Genomic DNA, 17740 nt, shown 5'->3' with positions numbered 1-17740 from the left:
TCCTGCTGCTCAGGGTGCCGGTGGTGGCTGCTGCGGGCTGGTGCGGGCTGCTGCGGGACGGTCGGGCGCCGCTGTCGGCGTCGGCTACGGTTCGTGGCCGACACCCACGACGGATGGGTCGTTGCCCATGTCGCGTTGTTGCACATCGTTCGCGACAGCAACGATAGGGCACGTCCCCCGCAGCCACCAGGAGCCCCCGATGAGCGAGACCGCCCCCGCCCGCCTCTCCCCCGGCGACCCCGCCCCCGACCTGGTGCTCAGTGACGACACCGGCGCGACGGTGTCGCTGGCCGACCTGCGCGGGCGCAAGGTGGTCGTGTACTTCTACCCCGCCGCGATGACGCCGGGCTGCACCAAGCAGGCCTGCGACTTCACCGACTCCCTCGACTCCCTGCGCGCGGCGGGCTACGAGGTGCTGGGCGTCTCCCCCGACAAGGCGGAGAAGCTGGCGAAGTTCCGCGAGCGCGACGGCCTCACGATCACGCTGCTCTCCGACCCCACCAAGGAGTCGATGACGCGGTGGGGCGCCTTCGGGGAGAAGACGATGTACGGCAAGGTCGTCCAGGGCGTCATCCGCTCGACCTTCGTCGTGGACGCCGACGGCACCATCGAGCTGGCGCAGTACAACGTGCGCGCCACCGGCCACGTCGCCAAGCTGCGCAAGGACCTCGGCCTCGGCGCCTGAGGCCGGGACGGGATACTGGCCGCCGGCGCCCGTAGCCCAACGGCAGAGGCAACAGGTTTAGGTCCTGTCCAGTGAGAGTTCGAATCTCTCCGGGCGCACACGCTGCCGCCGTACGACGACAGCCCGGGCCGCGGTTGCCCGCCGGCGCGGCGGAAGCTGCCTCTTGGTGGCCGAAAGTTCAGCCGCCCAGTTCCGGTTTCCCCGGCCGGCCGGGGAAACCGCCCGCTCAGCCCTCCTCGCGCAACCGGGGCGGGGTGAAGTCGTCGGGGTTGATGCCGCGCTTGTCGGCGTAGAACTCCCGGACGCGGTCCATGTCGGCGCGCACGTCGCCGGTGGTGGGGAACGTGGGGCCCCAGCCGACGGTGCGGGAGGGGGCGTCGATGAAGGCCAGCGTGATCGGCAGCCCGGTCTGCTGGGAGATGCGGTAGAAGCCCGACTTCCAGTGCTCGCCGCGGCTGCGGGTGCCCTCGGCGGCCAGGCCGAGGAGGAACGAGTCGTCGGTCTCGGCGTCGGCCAGCAGCGCCCGCATCGTGGCGCCCGGGTCGTCGCGGTCGAGCTCGACGGCGCCGGTGGCGCGGAAGAACGCGCCGAGCGGCCCGACGAAGAACGACTTCTTCACCAGCAGCCGGATCTGCACGCTGCTGTCCCACGCCAGCAGCATGGTCAGCACCCAGTCCCAGTTCGAGGTGTGCGGGGCGCCGACGAGGATGCCCTTCGGCGGCACGGTGCCGGTGGTGCGCCACCGCGAGAGGCGCAGCAGCAGCCGGGCGAGGTTCCTGCGGACGAAGAAGTGCCTGGTCACGGCGCGACGGTACCGCCGTCGCGGCTCAGGCCAGCAGCCGGCCGACCAGCGGGCCGAGCTCGCGCAGCGCCCGGCCGCGGTGGGAGATCGCGTCCTTCTCCTCGCGGGTCAGCTCGGCGGTGCTGCGACCGGGCTGCTCCGCGGCCTCGAACAGCCCGTCGTAGCCGAAGCCGCCGTCGCCGCGCACCTCGCGCAGCACCCACCCGTCCATCCGGCCGAGCACCACCTCCTCGCCACCGGGGTGGCACAGCGCCACCGCGCAGGCGAAGTGCGCGCCACGGCGTACGTCGGGCACGTCGGCGAGCTGGGCCAGCAGCAGCGTGTTGTTGCGGGCGTCGTCCTTGGGCGGGCCCGACCACCGCGCGCTGAGCACGCCGGGCATGCCGTTCAGCGCGTCGACGCAGAGCCCGGAGTCGTCGGCCAGCGACGGCAGCCCGGTGGCGGCCAGGCCGGCGCGCGCCTTCAGCAGCGCGTTGCCCTCGAAGGTCGGCTCGTCCTCGACCGGCTCGTCGTAGTCCGCAGTCCCGAGGCCGGCGAGGTCGTCGAGCCCCACGACCTGCACGCCGGGGGCGTGCAGGCGCAGGATGCGCTCGAGCTCGGCGACCTTCTTGGCGTTGCGCGAGGCCAGGAACACCCGCGGCGGGGTGGGCGTGCCACCGCTCACGGACGGGGCCCGGAGGCCAGCGCCTCGGCCTGCAGGCGGGTCAGGTCGGCGCAGCCGCGCTCGGCCAGGCCCAGCAGGGCGTCGAGCTCGGCGCGGTCGAACGGCGCGCCCTCGGCGGTGCCCTGCACCTCCACGAAGCTGCCGGTGCCGGTCATCACCACGTTCATGTCGGTCTCGGCGCGCACGTCCTCGACGTAGGGCAGGTCGAGGCGCGGCACCCCGTCGACGATGCCGACGCTGACCGCGGCGACCGAGCCGGTGAGAGGACTGACCCCGAGGTGGGCGCAGGCGTCGGCGAGAGCGACGTAGGCCCCGGTGATCGCGGCGGTGCGCGTGCCGCCGTCGGCCTGCAGCACGTCGCAGTCGAGGCTGATCGTGTTCTCCCCCAGCGCGCGGTAGTCGATCACCGCACGCAGCGAGCGCCCCACGAGCCGGCTGATCTCGTGGGTGCGCCCGCCGATGCGGCCCTTGACCGACTCGCGGTCGGAGCGGGTGTGGGTGGCCGCGGGCAGCATCGCGTACTCCGCGGTCACCCACCCCAGGCCCGAGCCCTTGCGCCAGCGCGGCACGCCCTGCGACGCCGAGGCCGCGCAGAGCACCTTGGTGCGGCCGAACTCCACCAGCACCGACCCGGCGGCGTGGTCGAGCCAGTGGCGGGTGATGGTGATCGGGCGGAGCTCGTCGTCGGCGCGGCCGTCCTCGCGTGCAGTCATGGCCCCGACCCTAGCCAGCCCGCCGCCGGCGCCCGCAGGCGGCGAGCGCCTACTTGAACTCGATGCGCAGCAGCCGGAGGATGCCCAGGACCAGCGGCACGACCAGCCAGATCGTGCCCGACACCGCGAGCTGCGCCCACTGCTCGCCGGTCGGGGTGAAGTCGCCCGAGAAGAGCGGCGTCTGCGCGGTGTTGAACTCGATCCACGGCGCGAGGTCCCGGAAGCCCTCGCTGAGCGAACCGAGGATGCCGACCGCGATCGGCAGGATCAGGCTGTAGGCGAAGTAGGCCACGATGGCGGCGGCGGTGTTCATCAGCAGGGTCGCGATGGCGAAGCCGACGAGGACGCCGATCACGTTGGCCAGCACGAAGCCGTTGAACAGCAGGTTGCCGTCGACCTCCCACGCCCCCCCGCCGCCGGTGGCCGAGCCGACCAGGGTGCCGATCGCGGCGACGACCGAGGCGAGCACCACCAGCCCGAGCGCCAGCGCGAACCCGGCGATGAACTTCGCGACGACCACTCGCGGGCGCCGCGGCTCGAGGGTGAACGTCACCAGGCCGTTGCGCTGGCTGGCCTCGCTGGTGACCAGCATGATCACCAGGATCGGCATGAAGTAGCCGAGCACGGCCCCGGCGATCCCGAGGAAGTCACCGAAGTCCTTCGCGTCGTCGGGGGCGGCGAACGCGTAGATGACCTGCACGGCCAGCACGAGCAGCAGGATCGAGACGGCGAACCAGCGCCCGGCGCGGGTGTCCAGCGCCTTGCGCAGCTCGACCCCCGCGAGCCGGGTCATCGGCACGTGCGGCGTCGAGGAGACGTCCATGGTGGGGGCGGCGGGTGCGGTGCTCGTGGCGGTGCTCATGCTCGGGCTCCTTCGGGAAGCGAGTCGCGCTGGGTGTCGGAGGTCAGGTCGAGGAACAGGTCCTCGAGGCCGCCGTCGCCGGCGCGCAGGTCGGTGAGGACGATCGTGTGCTCGGCGGCCGCGCGGCCGACCTCGACCGGGGAGGCGTCGACACGCAGCCCCGGCCCGGCGGGGGTGACGGTGTGCCCGCGCTGGGTCAGCGCCCCGGCGAGGCGCTCGTTGTCGAGCGAGGTGACGTTGGTGCTCTGCTGCTCGGCGCCGGCCAGCAGCGTGGCCTTGTCACCCTGGGCCACGATCTTGCCGCGGCCGATGAGGATCATCTCGTCGGCGATGATCTCCACCTCGTGGAGCAGGTGGCTCGAGAGCAGCACGGTGCCGCCGCGCTCGGCGTAGCCCTTGAGCAGCCCGCGCATCCAGCGGATGCCGGCGGGGTCGAGGCCGTTGGCCGGCTCGTCGAGGATCAGCACCGACGGATCGCCGAGCAGGGCGTGGGCGATGCCGAGGCGCTGCTTCATGCCGAGGGAGTAGTTGCGCAGCCGGCGCCGCGCCTCCTTCTCGTCGAGCGAGACCAGGGCGAGCATCTCGTCGACGCGGGAGGCCGGCAGGCCCATCGTGCGGGCGCCCAGGGTGAGGATCTCGCGGCCCGTGCGCCCGGCGTGCTGGGCGGAGGCGTCGAGCAGCACCCCGACGTGGCGACCGGGGTTGGGGATGTCGCGGTAGAGGTGGCCGCCGATGGTGACGCGGCCGCGGGACGGCGGGGTGAGGCCCACCATGACCCGCATGGTGGTGGTCTTGCCGGCGCCGTTGGGGCCGAGGAAGCCGGTGACCCGGCCTGGCTGGCAGGTGAAGCTGACGTCGTCCACCGCGGTGAACGCGCCGTAGGTGCGCGTGAGTCCTTCGACGTTGATCATGGCTCTCACCCTGCCCGACCCCGCCGCCGTGCGCACCGGACCACGGTCCAGGACCGCCCAGACCAAAGTAGGGGGTGGCCACGACCTCCGACCCTGCGCGACCGGGCCGGGGCCCCCTACGCTGAGGCCGTGCAGCGCCCGAGCCCGGAGGAGTACCAGCCTCCCCTGACCTGGTGGCACCAGGCGTGGCGCCTGGTGCTGTGCGTGCTGATCAGCGCCGTGGTGTGGCCGCAGTACGCCGTGGCCCAGCTCGACGTCGCCCCGGTGCTCTTCGCCGTCGACCTCGGCGTCGGGCTGCTCACCTACGTGCTGGTCTTCTGGCGCCGTCGCTTCCCGGTGGCCGTCGCCCTGCTCACCAACGCCGCAGCGGCGGTCTCCGGCGTCTCGGCGGGGCCGGCCACGCTGGCCGCGGTGTCGCTGGCCTCGCGGCGCCGCTTCCTGCCCATCGTGGCGGTCTCGCTCGTCGGCGTGGTCGCGTCGATGGTGTACGTCGTCGTCGAGCCGCAGCTCGCGCAGAGCCCGCTGTGGCTCTCGCTGGTCGCGACCGTGGTGGCGGTCGGGGCGAGCATGGGCTGGGGCATGTACATCGGCTCGCGGCGCGAGCTGGTCTGGACCCTGCGCCACCGCGCCGAGCGCGCCGAGGCCGAGCAGGACCTGCGGGCGGGCAAGGCGCGCACCGACGAACGCTCCCGCATCGCCCGCGAGATGCACGACGTGCTGGCCCACCGCATCTCGCAGATCTCCCTGCACGCCGGCGCGCTGTCGTTCCGCCGCGACCTGAGCGCCGACGAGATGCGCGAGAGCGCCGAGGTCATCCAGCACACCGCCCACCAGGCCCTCACCGACCTGCGCGGCGTGCTCGGCGTGCTGCGCGACGAGGGCGGTGACCTGCTGGAGCCCCCGCAGCCGACGTACGCCGACGTCGCGGCGCTGGTGGAGGAGGCCCGCGCCTCGGGGTTGAACGTCGGCCTCGACGACACCGTGACCGACCGCGACGCCGTGCCCGACATCGTGGGGCGCACCGTCTTCCGCATCGTGCAGGAGGGCATCACCAACGCCCGCAAGCACGCCCCCGGCGCGCGGGTCTCGGTGAGGATCAGCGGCTCCCCGCGCGACGGCATCGACGTGCGGGTGCGCAACCCGCTGGGCTTCACCGACACCGTCTCCCCCGACGCCGGCACCCCCGGCGCCGGCCTGGGCCTGGTGGGCCTGGCCGAGCGCGCCGAGCTGCGCGGCGGTCGCCTCCACCACCGTCGCGACGTCGACGACTTCCTGCTGCACGGGTGGCTGCCGTGGGCGGCCTGACTCCCCCGGCCGGCCCGGCCGGTCCCGCCGCCGTCCTGGGCGCGCCGCCGTCGGAGGCGCCGGTGCGGGTGCTGGTGGTCGACGACGACCCGCTCGTGCGCTCAGCGCTCGGGCTGATGCTCGGCGGGCAGCAGGACCTGCTGGTGGTGGGCGAGGCCACCGACGGTCGCCAGGCCCTCGACCTGGTGGCCGCGCTGCGGCCCGACGTCGTGCTGATGGACATCCGGATGCCGCGGCTCAACGGCCTCGACGCCACCCGGGCGCTGCTGCGCCCCGAGGCCCGCCCCCCGGGCACGACCCCGCCACGGGTCATCGTGCTGACCACGTTCGACGCCGACGAGCACGTGATGGGCGCGCTCGGCGCCGGCGCCGACGGCTTCCTGCTCAAGGACACCCCGCCCCACGACCTGGTGGCCGCGGTGCGCCGGGTCGCGGCCGGCGAGGCGATGCTGTCGCCGTCGATCACCCGCACCCTCGTCGAGCGGCTGCGCAGCGACGCCCCCGCCGGACGCGCCGGCGAGGCCCGCGCCCGCCTGGCCCGGCTCACCGACCGCGAGCTGGAGGTCGCCACCTGCGTGGGCCGCGGCCACAGCAACGCCGAGATCGCGGCGACCCTGCACCTGTCGGTGCCGACGGTGAAGGCGCACGTCTCGCGGCTCTTCGACAAGCTCGGCGTGACCAACCGCGTGCAGATCGCGATCTGCGTGCACGACGCCGGCCTGCTCTGACCGGCCCGCGCCGATCGACCTGCGCCGATCGACCTGCTCTGACCGGCCTACAGCTCGTACGTCGCGCCCGCGACGGCCAGCTCGGTGGGCCCGTCCCACGCGGCAACGGCCTCGGCGAGCATGTGGGCGGGGTCGAACCACGGCGGGACGTGGGTGAGCACGAGGCGACCCGCCCCGCTGCGCCGCGCGGCCTCGGCGCACTCCCGGCCGGTGAGGTGCATCGCGGGCGGGTTGTCGTCGCCGGTGCGGAACGACGCCTCGGCCAGCAGCAGGTCGGCCCCGCGGGCCGCCTCGTCGAGACCGGCGCAGGGGCCGGTGTCGCCGCTGTAGGCCAGCACGGCCCCGGCCACCTCGACCCGCAGGGCGTAGGCCTCCACGGGGTGGTCGACGGGCACGGCGCGCACCACGAACGGCCCCACCTGCACCTGCGCGGGCCAGGTGCGGAAGTCGAACTCCTCGCGCATGCCGGGGTCGACGGGCAGGTCGTAGGCGCGCGCCATCCGGTCGGCGGTGTCGGAGGGACCCCACACCGGCAGCTGCGGCTGCGGGCCGCTGGGGTGGTACTTGCGCAGCACGTAGTAGCCCGACAGGTCGAGGCAGTGGTCGGCGTGCAGGTGGCTGAGCAGCACCGCGTCGATCGCCAGCGGGTCGGCGTGGCGGTGCAGGGCGCCCAGCGCGCCGCTGCCGAGGTCGAGCAGCACCCGCCAGGTGCGCAGGCCGCTGCCGTCGTCGTGCTCGGCCTCCAGCAGGTAGCAGCTGGCCGGGGAGTCGGGGCCGGGGTAGGACCCGGAGCAGCCGACGACGGTCAGCCGGGGCCGACGCCACGCCGGCTGCTCGGCCGACTCCTGGGCCGACTCCTGGGCCAGGGGCCCGCTCACGCGAGACCACCGGCGAACTGGCTGGCCGCCGACATCTCGGGGCCCAGGAAGCGCCGGCCGATGGTCTCGAACTCCGCCGGCGAGCCGGTGGTGAGGAACGTGTGGGTGGCGTCGCCGCCGCTGCGGGCCAGCCCGGTGCGCAGCAGCATCTTGTAGACGTCCTTGCCGCACTCCTCGGCGCTGCTGACCAGCGTGACGCCGTCGCCCATCACGTAGGAGATGACGCCGGTGAGCAGCGGGTAGTGGGTGCAGCCCAGGATCAGGGTGTCGACGCCGGCCGAGGTCAGCGGGTCGAGGTACTCGTGGGCCACCGCGAGGAGCTCGTCACCGCTGGTCACCCCGGCCTCGACGAAGTCGACGAACCGGGGACAGGCCCGGGTGGTCAGCTCGACGTGCGGTGCGGCGGCGAAGGCGTCGTCGTAGGCCATCGACTCGGCCGTGGCGCGGGTGCAGATGACCCCGATGCGACCGGTGCGGCTCGCGGCGACGGCACGGCGGGTGGCCGGCAGGATCACCTCCACCACCGGGACGTCGTAGCGCTCGCGGGCGTCGCGCAGCATCGCCGCGCTGGCGGAGTTGCACGCGATGACCAGGGCCTTCACCCCCTGCTCGACCAGGTGGTCGAGGCACTCCAGGGCGTACTCGCGCACCTCGCCGATCGGCTTGGGGCCGTAGGGCTGGCGGGCGGTGTCGCCGACGTACAGCACCGACTCGTGGGGCAGCTGGTCGATCACCGACCGGGCCACGGTGAGGCCGCCGAACCCGGAGTCGAAGATGCCGACGGGGGCGTCGGCGTCGGCTGCGGGGACGGGCACGACAGGAAGGCTATGTCCTCGACGCCGCAGCCGCACGGCCCCACCCGCCGCGGCGACGCAGGTCACGTCGACGGTGGTGGTGCGCCCCGTCGTCCGGGGCGGGACGGCGTCGCCGCCGAGGCGGGGACGCCGGGGGCCCGCTCAGGCCCAGAGCTGGCCCTCGAGACGGTCCTCGGCCTCGTCGACGGTGCCCTCGTAGGCGCCGGTGGACAGGTACTTCCACCCGCCGTCGCAGACGATGAACGCGATGTCGGCGCTCTCCCCGGCCTTGACCGCCTTGGCGGCCTGGCCCAGCGCGGCGTGCAGGATCGCGCCGGTCGAGACGCCGGCGAAGATGCCCTCGAGCTCGAGCAGCTCGCGCACGCGGCGCACGGCGTCGCGCGGGCCGACCGAGAAGCGGGTGTCGATCAGGTCGGCGTCGTACAGCTCGGGCACGAAGCCCTCGTCGAGGTTGCGCAGGCCGTAGACCAGCTCGCCGTAGCGCGGCTCGGCCGCCACGATCCGCACCCCGGGCTTGGCCCGGCGGAAGAAGCGGCTGGTGCCCATCAGGGTGCCGGTGGTGCCGAGCCCCGCGACGAAGTGGGTGATCGAGGGCAGGTCGGCGAGCAGCTCGGGTCCGGTGCCCTCCTCGTGCGACAGCGCGTTGGCGGCGTTGCCGTACTGGTAGAGCATCACCCAGTCGGGGTGCTCGGCGGCGACCTGCTTGGCCACCCGCACGGCCTCGTTGGAGCCGCCGGCGGCGGGTGAGGAGATGATCTCCGCCCCCCACATGCGTAGCAGCTGGCGGCGCTCCTCGGAGGTGTTCTCCGGCATCACGCACACGATGCGATAGCCCTTGAGCTTGGCCGCCATGGCCAGCGAGATGCCGGTGTTGCCCGACGTCGGCTCCAGGATCGTGCAGCCCGGACGCAGCGTGCCGTCCTTCTCGGCCTCCTCGATCATCCGCAGCGCCGGCCGGTCCTTGATCGAGCCGGTGGGGTTGCGGTCCTCGAGCTTGGCCCACAGCCGGACGTCGGGGCTCGGCGAGAGCCGCGGCAGGCCCACCAGGGGCGTGCCGCCGACGGAGGCGAGCAGGTTGTCGTAGCGCATGGGTCTCCAGGCCCGCGGGGGCTACCGCAGGAAGGTCTCGGGGTCGAAGGCGTCGAGGTCGATGATGCGCACCCGCGGCAGCGGCACGTTGAACGCCGCGACGTCGTCCTCGAGGTCGAACACGTCGAGGTCGAGGGCCGACAGGTGGGTGGAGGTGTACTCCCGCAGCGCCATGATGCCGACGCGGCGCTCGCCGGTGAGCAGGCGCTGCAGGTGGGGTGCGAAGTCGCTGTCGTGGCTGACCAGCATGACGTCGGCGTCGCGGCCGAGCAGCGCGTCCAGCGTGCGCTGGATGCCGATGTCGACGACCTTCTCGTCGGAGCGGCCCGACAGCGGGACCGGGCGGTAGTCGAGGGCGAGCAGCGCCTGCACGAAGCTGGCCGGCAGGTGGCCGTTGCTGGCGTTGAGGAAGAACAGCCCGGTGACCGGCTGGCCCCACTCCTCCTCGGCGAAGGCGGTGACCCGCTCCCAGCGGGGCCGCTCCTCCGGGGTCGGGCGGCGCCCGAACAGGGAGTTGCCGAGCGTCGCGTCGATGTTCTCCCCGTCGACGAGGACGAAGGTGCGGCGTTCGCTCATGGTGTCGTCGGTCCTGTCGGGGGCGGGGCCTGTCGGCGGGCGGGTGCGGGTGCGGCTCGTGAGCCGGGTGACCGGCTCGGCCGCCGCCACCGGGTCCGCTCCCCCGTCCGGGGTCATCCCCCGGCGACCGCGGGGAGGACGACGACCTGGTCGCCGTCGCTCAGCGGGGCCTGCAGGCCGCCGATGAACCGCACGTCCTCGTCGTTGATGTAGACGTTGACGAAGCGGCGCAGGTCGCCGTTCTCGATCAGGCGGCCCTTGATGCCGGGGTGGTGGGCCTCGAGGTCGTCGATCAGCGCGGTCAGGCTGGCGCCGTCACCGTGCACGGCCTTCTCGCCGCCGGTGTAGGTGCGCAGGATGGTCGGGATGCGGACCTCGATGGCCATGGGTGCGGGCTCCTTGGTGCTGGGCGGTGGGTGACGCTGGTGGGTGCTGCCGGACGGTCGCGCAGGTGGCTCAGGCGCTCGGCGCGGGAGGCAGGACGTCGACGACCACGACCTCTTCCTCGGTCACCTCGCCGTCGACGATCCTGTAGGACCTGAACTCCACGGGACCGTCGTTATTCCCCTCGGGGGTGGAGCAGTCGCGGGTGCTGACCAGCACGTAGTGGGCCTCCGGCTCGCTGGCGAGGCCGATGTCGGTGCGGCTGGGGTAGGCCTCGGTGGCGGTGTGGGAGTGGTAGACGACCACCGGCACCTCGTCGCGCTCGTCCATCTCCTTGTAGAGCTGGAAGAGGTCGGTGGAGTCGAACTCGTAGAACGTCGGGCTGCCCGCGGCGTTGACCATCTCGACCAGCCGCTCCGGGCGGTCGCTGCCCTCGGGACCGGCCACGACCCCGCACGCCTCGTCGGGGTGGTCGCGCTTGGCGTGGGCGACGATCGCGTCGTGGGTGGCCCGGTCGATGGTCAGCACGACGTCCAGCCTAGGCCCCCGCGGCGCCCGGGCACGACCCGGCGCCCGCCGGCCCGGGCCTCGGACGATCCCGGGTCACGGAGCCGGCTCGAGCCCCACGACCTCGTAGGTCGGGGCGCCATCGGCGGTGCCGGTGACCAGCACCAGCCCGTCGGGCAGCACCCGGTCGAGACGGCCCGCCACCTGCTCACCGGCCACGGCACCGGCGCGGTCGAGCAGCCAGACGCCGTCGGCGCCCTGCACCACGACGTGGCCCTGGGTGGTGCCGAGCAGGCGGGGCGAGGGGTCGGTGAGCACCGCCTCGGGCAGCGGGGCGGTGACCGGGCGGTCCTCCCCCGAGGCCAGGGTCACCAGCTCGACGGCACCGGTGCTGTGGTCGGCCTCCACCCAGGCCAGCAGCGCGTCGCCGCCGACCGCCGGCCCGGCGGCGACCGCGGTCTGCAGCTGCTCGGTGCTGTCGGTGGCGCCGTCCACCAGCAGTGCCCCGGCCTGCCCGTCGACGGTCAGGGCGTACACGTCGTCGGTGGCGCCGGCGAAGTAGCCGGGCTGCGGGGCGCGCCAGGTCTCGCGGCCGGTGGCGGCGTCGAGCAGCACGACACGCTGCGGGCCGCTCCGGGGCGCGGGCGCCGCGGCCACCACCACGTCGCCGGCCACCGCCGAGCCGGTCAGTCCCCGCACCCGCCAGGCCACGGCCCCGCTCGTGGGGTCGAGCCCCACGAGGGTGGCCGCGCCGGCACGGCCCGAGGGCGCGGCGACCTCCACCACGACGGCGTCGGGTCCGAGCCCGACCGTGCGCACGGCGCCGGACCCGCCGGAGGGCGCCCAGCGCCACTGCAGGCTTCCGTCGTCCTGCGACAGCGCCGCCACCCCGCGCTCGCCCGCCGCGGGTCCGCCGCGCACGACGTACGGCGCGACCACCGGCACCTGCGGGCCGCGGCCGAGGCGGGCGTCGGTGGGGTCGAGGTCGAGGAGGCGTCCGTCGGCGCGCACCGGGTCGCCGGCGCTGCCGCCGGCGCTGCCGCCGGTGCTGCCGCCGGTGCTGCCGCTGCTGCTACCGCCGAGCGACCAGCGCACGCCGCCGGTGGCGCGGTCGACCACCTCCACCAGCGGCCCGTCCCCGGCGGCCGCGCCCCGCACCAGCACCGAGCGCTCCCCCACGCCGGCCGGCACGGCCCCGCGCGCGGAGGAGTCGAGGCTGGTCCACTGCGCGTCGCCGATCCGCACGGCCGGGGCCGACGTGGCGGCCTCCGCGGCCTCGCTGCTCGCCGCGCTCACCGAGTCCTCCGTGCCCGCCGTGCCCGCCGTCGGCCCGGCCGGGTCACCGGAGCAGCCCGTGGTGAGCACCGCCGCCGACACCGCGAGGGCCGCCAGGAGGCGACGCGCCGGGCGGGGCCGGGTCACGTGCGGAAGGCCGCGGCGACGTGGCCGGCCAGCACCGCGTCGAGCCGCTCGTGGAGGAAGGGCTGCATCGGCGGCAGTGCGTCGAGGGGCCACCAGCGCACCTCGAGGTTCTCGTCGTCGCCGACCTTCGCCTCCCCGGAGACCCACGAGCAGGCGAAGGTGAGGTCGAGGTAGACCGCACGGTCGCCGCCGGCGTGCACGACCCGGGGGCTCACCGACACCGACGCCAGCCGGTCGACGCTCACCTCCACGCAGCACTCCTCGAGCGCCTCGCGCGCGGCGGCCACCGCCGGCTCCTCGCCGGGGTCGACGATCCCGGTGACCAGGGCCCACTCGCCGTTGTCGACGCGGCGGGTCAGCAGCAGCTCGCCGTCGCGCACCACCACCGCGGTGACCCCCGGGAGCCACAGCTCGCGGGTGCCGACCAGGGCGCGCAGGTCGGCGACGTACGGCGGGATCGCCATCAGCGCGCGCTCATCGTGAGAGCGCCCCGACCAGGGTCTCCTGCAGGTAGCCGACCCAGTCGTAGATGTCGTGGGCCTGCGCGCGCGGGTCGTCGTCGGGCAGCGCCTCCCAGTAGGCCTCGTCGCCGTCCTCGACGCCCAGGCGGGTGGCCAGCGCGAGGCGCAGGTCGGTGAAGGAGCGCATCCAGGTGCGGGCGGTGTCCTCGTCGAGCTCGACGTCGATGACCAGGCCGTCCTCGGTGAGCTCGGGCGGCAGCCCGGCCTCCTCGAGGCCGTCGATGATCGCGCTGGCGGCCGCGGCCTTGCCGTCGCGCAGCCCGCCCTCGGTGAACCGACGGAACTCCGCGGCGGCCTCGGCGTCGTCGCGGTAGGCGGTCGGGAACAGCCGCGCCAGCACGGGGTCCTCGGGCTCGGTCTCGGGCCCGGAGAAGTCCATCATCGCCTCGAACGGGTCCTGGTCCTCGCGCGGCACGGCGGCCTCGTTGCGCAGCAGCTCGACGAGCTGGGAGGCCAGCGAGCGCAGCAGGTCGGCCTCGAAGCCGGTGAAGTTGGCGAAGACCAGGCGGCTGCGGCGGTGACGGGCGAACCCGCTCACGACTGCTTCTCCATCGTGGCCCACAGGCCGTACTCGTGCATGGCCTGCACGTCGCGCTCCATGTCCTCGCGGGTGCCGGAGCTGACCGTCGAGCGACCGTCCTCGTGCACCTCCATCATCAGCTTCGTGGCCTTCCTGCGGCTGTAGCCGAAGTGCTGCTGGAAGACGTAGGTGACGTAGGACATCAGGTTGACCGGGTCGTTCCAGACGATGGTCACCCACGGTGTCGACGGCAGCGTCGACGACTCCGGGGTGAGGGTCGGCTCGACCTCGACGGGGCTGGGAGCGGACACGTCTCCATGCTCGCACAGCACCGCACACCCCTACGCTGAGCCCCGTGACCCGCCCGCCGGCCCGGCCCTCCACCGCCCTGCTCACCGACCACTACGAGCTGACGATGCTGCAGGCGGCCCTGTCGTCGGGCACCGCCGAGCGCCGCTCGGTCTTCGAGCTGTTCCCCCGCCGGCTGCCCGAGGGCCGCCGCTACGGCGTGGTGGGCGGCGTCGGCCGCGCGCTCGAGGCGATCGAGGACTTCCGCTTCGACGACGACGTGCTGGCCGCGCTCGACGGCGTCGTCGACGACCGCACCCGCGAGTGGCTGGCGTCCTACCGCTTCCGTGGCGACGTGTCGGGCTACGGCGAGGGCGAGACCTACTTCCCGCACTCCCCGCTGCTGGTGGTCGAGGCCAGCTTCGCCGAGGCGGTGCTGCTGGAGACCCTGCTGCTGTCGATCTACAACCACGACTCCGCGATCGCCTCCGCGGCCTCGCGGATGACCACCGCCGCGCGCGGGCGGCCCTGCATCGAGATGGGCTCGCGGCGCACCCACGAGCAGGCCGCGGTCGCCGCGGCACGGGCGGCGTACGTCGCGGGCTTCACCGCCACCTCCAACCTCGAGGCCCGCCGCCGCTGGGGCGTGCCGAGCACCGGCACCAGCGCCCACAGCTTCACGCTGCTGCACGACACCGAGCGCGACGCGTTCCGGGCGCAGGTCGACTCGCTGGGCGTCGGCACGACGCTGCTGGTCGACACCTACGACGTGGAGGAGGCCGTGCGGCTCGGGGTGGAGGTGGCCGGCACCGACCTCGGCGCCGTGCGGCTCGACTCCGGTGACCTCGGCGTGCTCGCCCACCGCGTGCGCGACCAGCTCGACGCGCTCGGGGCGCGCGAGACCCGGATCGTGGTGACCAGCGACCTCGACGAGTACGCCATCGCGGCGCTGGCCGCCGCCCCCGTCGACGGCTACGGCGTCGGCACCCAGCTGGTCACCGGCAGCGGCCACCCCACCTGCGGCTTCGTCTACAAGCTGGTGGCCCGCGAGGACGCCGGCGGCGCGCTGCAGCCGGTGGCCAAGCGCTCCCCCGACAAGGCCTCGGTGGGCGGTCGCAAGTGGGCGCTGCGGCGCCGCGGGACCGACGGCGTCGCGCAGGCCGAGGTGGTCGGCATCGGCCACGCCCCCCTCGACGACGGCGACGACCGGCCGCTGATGCTGCCGCTGGTGCGGGGCGGCGAGGTGGTGGGCCGCGAGCCGCTCGAGGCCGCGCGGGAGCGCCACCACCGCTCGCGCGCCGAGCTGCCCCTCGCCGCGCAGTCGATGACCCGTGGCGAGCCGGTGGTGCCGACCGTGGTGGAGGCAGCCCCCTAGGCTCGTGGCATGACGCGTGCGCTGATCGTGGTCGACGTCCAGAACGACTTCTGCGAGGGCGGCTCGCTGGCGGTCACCGGCGGTGCCGCCGTGGCGGCGGGGGTGACCTCGCTGCTCGCCGGCGACCACGGCTACGACCACGTCGTGGCCACCCAGGACCACCACGTCGACCCCGGCGCCCACTGGTCGAGCGAGCCCGACTACGTCGACTCGTGGCCGGTGCACTGCGAGGTCGGCACGCCCGGCGTCGAGCTGCACCCCGCACTCGACGCCTCCCGGCTCGAGGCGGTGTTCCGCAAGGGCGAGCACGAGGCGGCGTACTCCGGCTTCGAGGGGCGCGCCGGCTCCGGTGAGACCCTCACCGACTGGCTGCGCACCCGCGGCGTCGACGCCGTCGACGTCTGCGGCATCGCCACCGACCACTGCGTGCGCGCCACCGCCCTCGACGCGGTCACCGAGGGCTTCGCCGTGCGCCTGCTGCCCGAGCTGTGCGCCGGGGTCGCCCCCGCCACCACCTCCGCCGCGCTCGACGCGCTGCGCCACGCCGGGGTGGCCGGTGCCTGAGCTGCCGGGCCCCGACCTGCGGGTGGAGGTCGCGGCGGGCGTGCTGCGGCTGACCGTCGACCGGCCCCGCGTGCACAACGCCCTGTCGCCCGAGCTGGTCGAGCGGCTGAGCGCCGAGCTCGAGGGGGCGACGGCGCGCGACGACGTCCGGGTGGTGGTGCTCGCCGACGCCGGCGCGGCGTTCTCCACCGGTGCCGAGATGGTCGGCGACGACCCGGTGGCCGGGTTCGACATCACCTCGATGGACCGCGCCAACCGGCTCGTGCGCGCGGTCGTCGCCCTCGACAAGCCGGTGCTGGCCGCGGTGGGCGGCGTGGCCGCCGGCGTCGGCTGCTCGCTGGCCCTGGCCGCCGACCTCGTCGTCGCCGCCGAGTCGGCGTCGTTCCTGCTGGCCTTCGCCCGCATCGGCTTCATGCCCGACGGCGGCGCGTCGGCCACGGTCGCGGCGTCGATCGGGCGCGCCCGGGCGATGCGGATGGGCCTGCTCGCCGAGCCGCTGACCGGCCGCGAGGCGTACGACGCCGGCCTGGTCACCCACCTCGCCACCGACGCCGACTTCCCCGACCTCGTCGACCGGCTCGCCGCCCGCCTCGCCGCCGGCCCGCCGCTGGCGATGGCCGCCACGAAGAAGGCCGTCAACGCCGCCACCCTCGCCGAGCTCGACGCCGCCCTCGAGCGCGAGCGCCTCGGCCAGGCCGTGCTCATGCGCACCGCCGACGCCACCGAGGGCATGCGCGCCTTCACCCAGAAGCGCCGCCCGGTGTTCCGCGGCGACTGACCCGCCCCCGCCCCCAGCTGAAACGCGCAGTTGTCACTTCTGCTGCCCCGTCGTGACGGGGCAGCAGAACGGGTAACTGCGCGTTACAGGTGTCCCACCGGCCGAGCGGGCACGGTGAGCGGAGTGGCCGGGCCTAGGCGGCCGGGTGACGCTTGCCGAGGCGGTACGGCGCCAGGTCGGACAGGTCGTCGCCGCAGCGAGCCCGGGTCGCCGCGATCTCCCCGGCCACCCGCGTCTGCGTCGCGCGCCACCGCTGCGCCGTCAGGTCGGACCAGGTCAGGCGGGTCATGCCGAGACCCAGGCTGGTGATGCGGTCCTGTCGCCGCTTCTCCTTCCACACGACCTCCTCCGCGGCGACCGCGGACACCCCGCCTTCGGCCTCCCGGCGGTACTTGACCCGACCGTCGAACTCCACGACGTGCCGCCCGATGCGCAGGTCGCACCACACGTCCCGACCGTCGAGCCGGAGCCCGAACTGGGTCTCCACAGGTCCGAGGCCGAGGTGGGTGAGGAGCAGCCGGGACAACGTCTCACCGGGACTCTCGGCCCCGGCATCGGCGAGGCCGACGGCCGACCGGGCCACCGTCACCCCCGGCCAGCACGTCATCGGAGCGACCGCGTCGTGCAGCTGCGACCTCGCGACACCCGATCGAAGTGCGGCGTCGGCGACGACGAGGCCGTGCCGAAGATCGGAGTGCCGGGCCACGTCGGCCACAGTCCTCGCCGCGTCGAGCACGGGGAGGCCGCGGACGAACTGCAGCTGGTCGGGGACGAAGGGAGCTTGGTGGTGACACACCCCGTGCTTGGTGCGGCCACCCAGGTGTCCGAAGCGGGTGACGTGCACGAGCTCCGGCTCGTCGCGGAGGACGGCCAGGCCCAGCAGCCGCGCACTCGAGGTGTGGCTGACCACGTGAGGCATCGACATCGCGACACTGGCCGCGTGGACTCGCAGAAGAGGGCGCCCCACCAGGTCGTCAGCGCGCTCCCACGTCGTGCGCGTGGCGTAGACCCCTCGTCTGACGACGACCCACTCGCCGGTTCGCACCTGTCGGTCGATCACCACCGCCGGCACGCCGCTCGCCAAGGCCTGACGACGAAGCATCACGCCGTGCTGGTGCAGGAGGATCTCGGCGAGGGCAGGAGGCACCCGGCAACGGTGGCCGATCGGGTCGCAGCCCAGCACCGGGCGCCGCGGGTGTGTGGACCGCCACCTTGGTCGGCCCGGCTGTGGACGACTCACGGTCCGTCGGGCTCCGGGCCGGCTGGCACGTGTAACGCGGGGTTTGCCTCTCTTCCACCCCGTCGTGACGGGGTGGAAGAGAGGACAACTGCGCGTTACAGGCGGCGGGCGGG

At 74.3% G+C, this 17740-nt stretch carries 22 protein-coding genes and 1 tRNA gene; 7 read left to right on the top strand and 16 right to left on the bottom strand.

Features of this window, described 5'->3' with window-relative positions:
* Window positions 1-199 precede the first annotated feature (199 nt).
* Window positions 200-685, top strand: a complete 486-nt coding sequence (gene bcp / locus AC4OR8_RS07975) for a thioredoxin-dependent thiol peroxidase (protein ID WP_492165003.1) — start codon at window positions 200-202, stop codon at window positions 683-685.
* 25 nt (window positions 686-710) lie between these two features.
* A tRNA-Leu gene (locus AC4OR8_RS07970) sits at window positions 711-783 on the top strand.
* 128 nt (window positions 784-911) lie between these two features.
* On the opposite strand, the gene AC4OR8_RS07965 is transcribed toward AC4OR8_RS07970, so the two are convergent.
* From AC4OR8_RS07965 to AC4OR8_RS07945, 5 genes are read right to left on the bottom strand one after another with little or no spacing between them, the layout of a single operon-like run.
* Window positions 912-1487, bottom strand: coding sequence for a 1-acyl-sn-glycerol-3-phosphate acyltransferase (locus AC4OR8_RS07965; protein ID WP_492165002.1), 576 nt, complete (start codon window positions 1485-1487; stop codon window positions 912-914).
* 25 nt (window positions 1488-1512) lie between these two features.
* A complete protein-coding gene (locus tag AC4OR8_RS07960; protein ID WP_492165001.1) occupies window positions 1513-2151 on the bottom strand; it encodes a non-canonical purine NTP pyrophosphatase in 639 nt (212 codons plus the stop codon).
* Window positions 2148-2864: a ribonuclease PH gene (gene rph / locus AC4OR8_RS07955; protein ID WP_492165000.1), complete on the bottom strand. Its 717-nt coding sequence runs from the start codon at window positions 2862-2864 to the stop codon at window positions 2148-2150. The genes AC4OR8_RS07960 and rph overlap by 4 nt, the downstream gene beginning before the upstream one ends.
* Before the next feature lie 49 nt (window positions 2865-2913).
* Complete coding sequence (locus AC4OR8_RS07950) at window positions 2914-3726, bottom strand: ABC transporter permease (RefSeq protein ID WP_492164999.1); 813 nt, start codon at window positions 3724-3726, stop codon at window positions 2914-2916.
* Window positions 3723-4637: an ABC transporter ATP-binding protein gene (locus AC4OR8_RS07945; RefSeq protein ID WP_492164998.1), complete on the bottom strand. Its 915-nt coding sequence runs from the start codon at window positions 4635-4637 to the stop codon at window positions 3723-3725. Before AC4OR8_RS07945 ends, AC4OR8_RS07950 begins: the two co-directional genes overlap by 4 nt.
* 129 nt (window positions 4638-4766) lie before the next feature.
* Between AC4OR8_RS07945 and AC4OR8_RS07940 the strand changes: the two genes are divergently transcribed.
* Both AC4OR8_RS07940 and AC4OR8_RS07935 read left to right on the top strand, forming a co-directional pair.
* Window positions 4767-5942 carry a sensor histidine kinase gene (locus AC4OR8_RS07940; RefSeq protein WP_492164997.1) on the top strand — a complete coding sequence of 392 codons (1176 nt, stop codon included), beginning with the start codon at window positions 4767-4769 and terminating at the stop codon, window positions 5940-5942.
* A gap of 35 nt (window positions 5943-5977) precedes the next feature.
* Entirely contained in the window at window positions 5978-6670 is a 693-nt protein-coding gene (locus tag AC4OR8_RS07935) for a response regulator (protein WP_492165317.1), read from the top strand.
* A gap of 47 nt (window positions 6671-6717) precedes the next feature.
* Here the strand turns inward: AC4OR8_RS07935 and AC4OR8_RS07930 are convergent, their stop codons facing one another.
* From AC4OR8_RS07930 to clpS, 10 genes are all read right to left on the bottom strand, one after another.
* Window positions 6718-7548 (bottom strand): MBL fold metallo-hydrolase, encoded by an 831-nt coding sequence (locus AC4OR8_RS07930; RefSeq protein WP_492164996.1) that lies wholly within the window; start codon window positions 7546-7548, stop codon window positions 6718-6720.
* On the bottom strand, window positions 7545-8363 hold the full coding sequence (murI, locus tag AC4OR8_RS07925) for a glutamate racemase (protein WP_492164995.1): 819 nt from the start codon (window positions 8361-8363) through the stop codon (window positions 7545-7547). The genes AC4OR8_RS07930 and murI overlap by 4 nt, the downstream gene beginning before the upstream one ends.
* Before the next feature lie 141 nt (window positions 8364-8504).
* Window positions 8505-9452, bottom strand: coding sequence for a PLP-dependent cysteine synthase family protein (locus AC4OR8_RS07920; protein ID WP_492164994.1), 948 nt, complete (start codon window positions 9450-9452; stop codon window positions 8505-8507).
* 21 nt (window positions 9453-9473) lie between these two features.
* Entirely contained in the window at window positions 9474-10028 is a 555-nt protein-coding gene (locus tag AC4OR8_RS07915) for an NYN domain-containing protein (protein WP_492164993.1), read from the bottom strand.
* Window positions 10029-10141: 113 nt separating this feature from the next.
* A complete protein-coding gene (locus tag AC4OR8_RS07910; RefSeq protein ID WP_492164992.1) occupies window positions 10142-10414 on the bottom strand; it encodes a MoaD/ThiS family protein in 273 nt (90 codons plus the stop codon).
* A gap of 70 nt (window positions 10415-10484) precedes the next feature.
* On the bottom strand, window positions 10485-10940 hold the full coding sequence (locus AC4OR8_RS07905; RefSeq protein ID WP_492164991.1) for a M67 family metallopeptidase: 456 nt from the start codon (window positions 10938-10940) through the stop codon (window positions 10485-10487).
* A gap of 75 nt (window positions 10941-11015) precedes the next feature.
* Window positions 11016-12341 carry a PQQ-binding-like beta-propeller repeat protein gene (locus tag AC4OR8_RS07900; protein ID WP_492164990.1) on the bottom strand — a complete coding sequence of 442 codons (1326 nt, stop codon included), beginning with the start codon at window positions 12339-12341 and terminating at the stop codon, window positions 11016-11018.
* Window positions 12338-12805 carry an NUDIX hydrolase gene (locus AC4OR8_RS07895; RefSeq protein WP_492164989.1) on the bottom strand — a complete coding sequence of 156 codons (468 nt, stop codon included), beginning with the start codon at window positions 12803-12805 and terminating at the stop codon, window positions 12338-12340. Before AC4OR8_RS07895 ends, AC4OR8_RS07900 begins: the two co-directional genes overlap by 4 nt.
* Before the next feature lie 10 nt (window positions 12806-12815).
* Entirely contained in the window at window positions 12816-13400 is a 585-nt protein-coding gene (locus AC4OR8_RS07890) for a DUF2017 domain-containing protein (RefSeq protein WP_492164988.1), read from the bottom strand.
* Window positions 13397-13693: an ATP-dependent Clp protease adapter ClpS gene (clpS, locus tag AC4OR8_RS07885; protein ID WP_492164987.1), complete on the bottom strand. Its 297-nt coding sequence runs from the start codon at window positions 13691-13693 to the stop codon at window positions 13397-13399. Before clpS ends, AC4OR8_RS07890 begins: the two co-directional genes overlap by 4 nt.
* 35 nt (window positions 13694-13728) lie before the next feature.
* On the opposite strand from clpS, the gene AC4OR8_RS07880 reads away from it, so the two are divergent.
* The 3 genes from AC4OR8_RS07880 to AC4OR8_RS07870 are packed head-to-tail and all read left to right on the top strand — an operon-like array spanning window position 13729 to window position 16387.
* Window positions 13729-15045: a nicotinate phosphoribosyltransferase gene (locus AC4OR8_RS07880; protein WP_492165316.1), complete on the top strand. Its 1317-nt coding sequence runs from the start codon at window positions 13729-13731 to the stop codon at window positions 15043-15045.
* Between the two features lie 9 nt (window positions 15046-15054).
* On the top strand, window positions 15055-15609 hold the full coding sequence (locus AC4OR8_RS07875) for an isochorismatase family protein (RefSeq protein WP_492164986.1): 555 nt from the start codon (window positions 15055-15057) through the stop codon (window positions 15607-15609).
* On the top strand, window positions 15602-16387 hold the full coding sequence (locus tag AC4OR8_RS07870) for an enoyl-CoA hydratase-related protein (RefSeq protein WP_492164985.1): 786 nt from the start codon (window positions 15602-15604) through the stop codon (window positions 16385-16387). The genes AC4OR8_RS07875 and AC4OR8_RS07870 overlap by 8 nt, the downstream gene beginning before the upstream one ends.
* Window positions 16388-16520: 133 nt before the next feature.
* On the opposite strand, the gene AC4OR8_RS07865 is transcribed toward AC4OR8_RS07870, so the two are convergent.
* A complete protein-coding gene (locus AC4OR8_RS07865) occupies window positions 16521-17312 on the bottom strand; it encodes a hypothetical protein (RefSeq protein WP_492164984.1) in 792 nt (263 codons plus the stop codon).
* Window positions 17313-17740: the final 428 nt, after the last annotated feature.

This window comes from Nocardioides sp. FY1077, from assembly GCF_058681775.1.
Note: the sequence above shows the minus strand (reverse complement) of the source record. Positions and strands in the feature narration are given on the sequence as shown.

Excerpts from the sequence above, each read along its gene's own strand:
- AC4OR8_RS07875 (WP_492164986.1), top strand. The coding sequence starts at position 15,055 with ATGACGCGTGCGCTGATCGTGGTCGACGTCCAGAACGACTTCTGCGAG.
- AC4OR8_RS07910 (WP_492164992.1), bottom strand. The coding sequence starts at position 10,414 with ATGGCCATCGAGGTCCGCATCCCGACCATCCTGCGCACCTACACCGGC.
- AC4OR8_RS07920 (WP_492164994.1), bottom strand. The coding sequence starts at position 9,452 with ATGCGCTACGACAACCTGCTCGCCTCCGTCGGCGGCACGCCCCTGGTG.
- AC4OR8_RS07865 (WP_492164984.1), bottom strand. The coding sequence starts at position 17,312 with ATGTCGATGCCTCACGTGGTCAGCCACACCTCGAGTGCGCGGCTGCTG.
- AC4OR8_RS07895 (WP_492164989.1), bottom strand. The coding sequence starts at position 12,805 with ATGGCGATCCCGCCGTACGTCGCCGACCTGCGCGCCCTGGTCGGCACC.
- rph (WP_492165000.1), bottom strand. The coding sequence starts at position 2,864 with ATGACTGCACGCGAGGACGGCCGCGCCGACGACGAGCTCCGCCCGATC.
- AC4OR8_RS07915 (WP_492164993.1), bottom strand. The coding sequence starts at position 10,028 with ATGAGCGAACGCCGCACCTTCGTCCTCGTCGACGGGGAGAACATCGAC.
- AC4OR8_RS07945 (WP_492164998.1), bottom strand. The coding sequence starts at position 4,637 with ATGATCAACGTCGAAGGACTCACGCGCACCTACGGCGCGTTCACCGCG.
- AC4OR8_RS07950 (WP_492164999.1), bottom strand. The coding sequence starts at position 3,726 with ATGAGCACCGCCACGAGCACCGCACCCGCCGCCCCCACCATGGACGTC.
- bcp (WP_492165003.1), top strand. The coding sequence starts at position 200 with ATGAGCGAGACCGCCCCCGCCCGCCTCTCCCCCGGCGACCCCGCCCCC.